Source organism: Leisingera coralii (assembly GCF_049056525.1).
Classification (GTDB): domain Bacteria; phylum Pseudomonadota; class Alphaproteobacteria; order Rhodobacterales; family Rhodobacteraceae; genus Leisingera; species Leisingera coralii.
On sequence record NZ_JBHUPT010000124.1, the window covers coordinates 1 to 3,856 of the forward strand.

Annotated in this window: 3 protein-coding genes; 1 reads left to right on the forward strand and 2 read right to left on the reverse strand. The window is 54.2% G+C overall.

The annotated features are described in order from the left end of the window. The coding region (locus ACFMBG_RS23960) for a DNA-binding protein (RefSeq protein WP_421057145.1) at window positions 1-456 on the forward strand (456 nt) is incomplete at its 5' end. Between the two features lie 171 nt (window positions 457-627). Here ACFMBG_RS23960 and ACFMBG_RS23965 read toward each other — a convergent pair. Beyond that, window positions 628-1,443: a hypothetical protein gene (locus ACFMBG_RS23965; protein WP_421057146.1), complete on the reverse strand. Its 816-nt coding sequence runs from the start codon at window positions 1,441-1,443 to the stop codon at window positions 628-630. 362 nt (window positions 1,444-1,805) lie between these two features. Beyond that, complete coding sequence (locus ACFMBG_RS23970) at window positions 1,806-2,732, reverse strand: DUF5677 domain-containing protein (RefSeq protein WP_421057147.1); 927 nt, start codon at window positions 2,730-2,732, stop codon at window positions 1,806-1,808. Window positions 2,733-3,856 lie beyond the last annotated feature (1,124 nt).

Here is a 3,856-nt window from a genome sequence, read left to right on the forward strand (position 1 = left end):
ATCTTTGCCGGTCTGCTGGATGCAGTCTCTGCCGCCCTTGCCAATCTCGGAGCCGTCACCCTGCCGGAACGCCCGCGCATGGCGGACTTTGCTAAGTGGGTCACCGCCGCGGAACCCGCCCTGGGCTGGCCGCAGGGAGCGTTCCTGGACGCCTATGCCGCCAACCGCAAGTGTTCGGATCAAGCCAGCGTCGAAGGCAACCCGGTGGCCCTATCCATCCTGAAGTTCATTGCCGAGGAAAAGCGCTGGTCCGGAACCGTCACCGATCTGAACGCGGCGCTGAGAAACCGCTTCCCGCATCTGACCGACGACCCGGCCAGCTTTCCCCGCCAGGTCAACCGCCTGTCCGGTGCAATCCGCCGCGTCCAACCGCCTCTGCGCCGCATGGGCGTGTCCATCTTCTTTGACCGCCAAGGCCACGCCGGAGAACGCATCCTCAGAATTGAAACTGTATAATCCATCGTCAGCATCGTCAGCAAACTCAAGCGCTGACGATGCTGACGATCAAATCAGAGGCTTCAGATTGGTGTGGAACTCCGAGCTGGCCGTTCATCCGTAAGTTGCCCCTTGCCGATGAACGGAAACCCCGGCGCAAACGAGACCTTCGCGCCCAGCTTAGCCTTCTCACTAGGCTTGCCGCTCTTCAACCACCCAATGCAGGCCAACAACACACCGAATTTTGGCTCCGCAATTGGAGTCAGTGCATCGATATTCCGAACCTTCACGTTCTAACAAGCCTGGTAGTTCCAGGGACTGCGAGCAAGCTGGGCAAGTTAGCCCAACAATCCTGCGTTTAAACTCCCATTGGCCGTCCATTTGGCGAGCAAAATAAATAGCACCACAATTGTCGCACCATATATTGCCATCCTTGTCCAAACTTGCCACGCGCCGCGTCATAGTCTCTCCGCACTCACACGGCAAGTTTACGTTTTCGTTGATATGTAATTTCATAACTCTTTGAGAAAAAATGGGCTCCATTTCTCCTATGACTTTTTGCACCCGATTAAGAACTTCTTCCGGCTCAAGTGCGCGCCCGCTCAGGTGATCCAGCAGAGATGCTTCGTGTAAGAGCTGCCCAAGGTTTCCATTGATCTTATCCATCCTGCGGGCCGTAAGACGTACATCTGAGCCAACTGTCTTGAGCTCACCAACAGCATTTTCGCCTGTTCTCTCCGGACCAATTGATATGGTCCGGCTTTGGTCAACATGCGGATCCATGGATTTCAGGATCTTTATGGCTTTCCCAGGCTGCCAAACCCCAATCTCGCTTGGGGTTAAGTCGGCAGCTTGGGCGCAATCATAGGCTATGCACTCTAAGGCCATCCTCAGCCTAAGCGCCGCATATCTTGGCGCCTCATCGTCATCTGCGTTCAAGACTTTCTTGGCCGCGTCAAAATGAACACGCGCTTTTTGCCAGAAACCAATTTTCGCTTTCGCGCCCATACTCTTCCACCCCGCTCATTTGATGGATACAGGTTAACGTCTCGGTAAAACAGGGCAACGACTACATCAACCCAAAGCGAGCATCACATGGGGGATGCCCAAGATGCTGCCGATGCGGACTCTTCTGCCATTTTTACCGAAGGTGGCCGCTCAACCGCCCTGGCGGACTACCTCCTATGCTGCGGTCAGCACAAAAGTCGCTTAAAAGCGCGCTCACCTTTCACCAGTTCACAGTAACAGCCGCCACCTGATCAAGGTCAACATAAGGCGCTGCTCGCGGTTTGCGCTCAGACGCACCCGCTGAAATCACTTAGCTAAACGTTACCTCCATAAATAGCGATTTCATTAAATTTGCATCTTGGCTACCGCATTCTGGGCCATTCCTTCGGCGCAAGGTAGTTTTCATGGCCTTGGTCGAGGGCACGTAAACGGGTTGCTAAATCGCCCAGGTGCTTTTGCACTTCCTCTCGCAGCTCTGAATCACCGAAAAATCCGAAGTAGTCGTCGATCGCGAACAGACTCAGGTGCGCCAAAGCAGTGATCAATTGTGGTCGAGGATAACACCACTCAATGTTAGGCGAAAACAGTTCGTCACCATCTGTCTTTAAGCAGTGTGAGTAGATGTCTCCCCAAGCGCCATGAACGCTTTGGGACGGCCCGGAAAACGCACCGAGATAAGCGTCGCCCATCCCAAGGTCATCGGCTTTTTCATACAGGTTTTTCCCGCCCCAGCTTCTCTCTCTGTAACCGTCTAGGTCGTTTGGGCTGAGCCCGGCACGCGCATAAGCACGATCAATCGACCGCATCATTCGGTCTTCGATTGGCAATATCACCCCACCGCGTGCCGCGATGTTTTGATCCATCTTCTTGCGCAGCTTGATCTCGTGCTTGAATGAGTTCTTTACGTAGGAGGCAACTAGATCAGGACTGAAGTGTTTTATTAAGTATCGTATTGTAACGACCGTCTCGAAGACTAATCGGGCGAAAATAAAACTAGTATCGCGCCTTCGCTGGACCGTTTGATCCAGGAAGGCCGAAATCATCTTGTAAAGACGAGCCATGTTTCCACCTATAGCGGCGGTATCTCGATCCCATTTTTCTTGCTTCCCAAGCGTGTTCGCAGCGATGCAAACATAACAACCCGCCTCAACTAGTAGTGACACCCCCAGCCCGATGAAGTCGTTTTCATCGGCAAACCCCTCAACTTCTTCTTGGGTGACCAAAGGTTTCTCGATCTCTTCAAAGGCCTTGAGAACAGGATGAATTTCATCAATTGTGCCATTGCTCATTATTGCTCCTACTCGTTCTTTGCCTGGATTTTGCGAGCATAATCCCCGTATATCTTGTATATTATGGCCACAGTGTAGGCCAACTGCGATCCTAGGGCCGCATTTGCTCATTCGCTCCGAGCGCTTCGCCGTCGCGGAGAAGGTCTGTTTTCCCGCCCTCCCTGCGGGACCGGTGTAGGTCGAACGGCGGCATGGATCGCATCCGCTTCGGGCTCCTGCTGTGCGGGTCCGATAACGGGTTGCCTAGGCAGTGTCGATGGACGGACAACGATTGGAAAAGCTGTAGCTTCAGCGAGGCGTGGACTTGCAATATTTTCGGCCCGACAATATGAACAGCGCGTACGAATTCAGGGTTCGGCTGTTGTGACCTTGGATATCTCCTTCGGAGACGTTGGGGCGTGGTTGTTCATCACTTGGCTCTGCATCGACTGGGTTGTTAACTTGGAGGTACACATGGGCACAATTTTGACTGCTGCGTTTAAAACGGGAATGGATGTTCTGACGGTGCTGCGGGGCCAGGTGGGAAAAGAACAACCACGCCTATCAACGAGATGAAGAAGAGTTATTCAGCGTCGATGCCGGAAGCCCGTTAAGGCCGTTCGAGTCGGCCACCCCGCTCCAATTAGAGCCCCGGCCTAAGCGTCGGGGCTTTTTATTCGCGGACCCGCAACCGGCTGATACGGCCCTAATTGTCAGTACTGCGATGTAGCTCAACTGAATTAGGCGTAGCTCTAACGAGGGGCCAGATACCAGTTCAAGCCTCCTTTAAGCAGACTTTCTCCTTCCCTCTCCAAGGCAGTCATTTGACGAAACTGCAGAATAACGACGCGGGATATGCGGTTGATCAGTAGCCCGGCGTGACTTTGCAGCGGCCGGTACCTGCAGCTGAGCCGCCGTGTCCTGGCTGGTGGGAGCACCTGGCGCCTCAACGCCGCCCCGGGCCGGGCTGCGGCGGCTGGCAGGCCCTGCTAGCGGCCCGGAACGTAGCACTGCTGTAGCACCAGGGCTTGCAACACAAACGCAGGAAGCGCCCCTTTGGGCGCTATCGTGTTGTTTTATCTGTTAGATTTTGGTTGCGGGAGCAGGATTTGAACCTGCGACCTTCAGGTTATGAGCCTGACGAG

Bases quoted from the DNA above. Each gene is read 5' to 3' on its own strand.
- ACFMBG_RS23965 (WP_421057146.1), bottom strand. From the start codon at position 1,443: ATGGGCGCGAAAGCGAAAATTGGTTTCTGGCAAAAAGCGCGTGTTCAT.
- ACFMBG_RS23970 (WP_421057147.1), bottom strand. From the start codon at position 2,732: ATGAGCAATGGCACAATTGATGAAATTCATCCTGTTCTCAAGGCCTTT.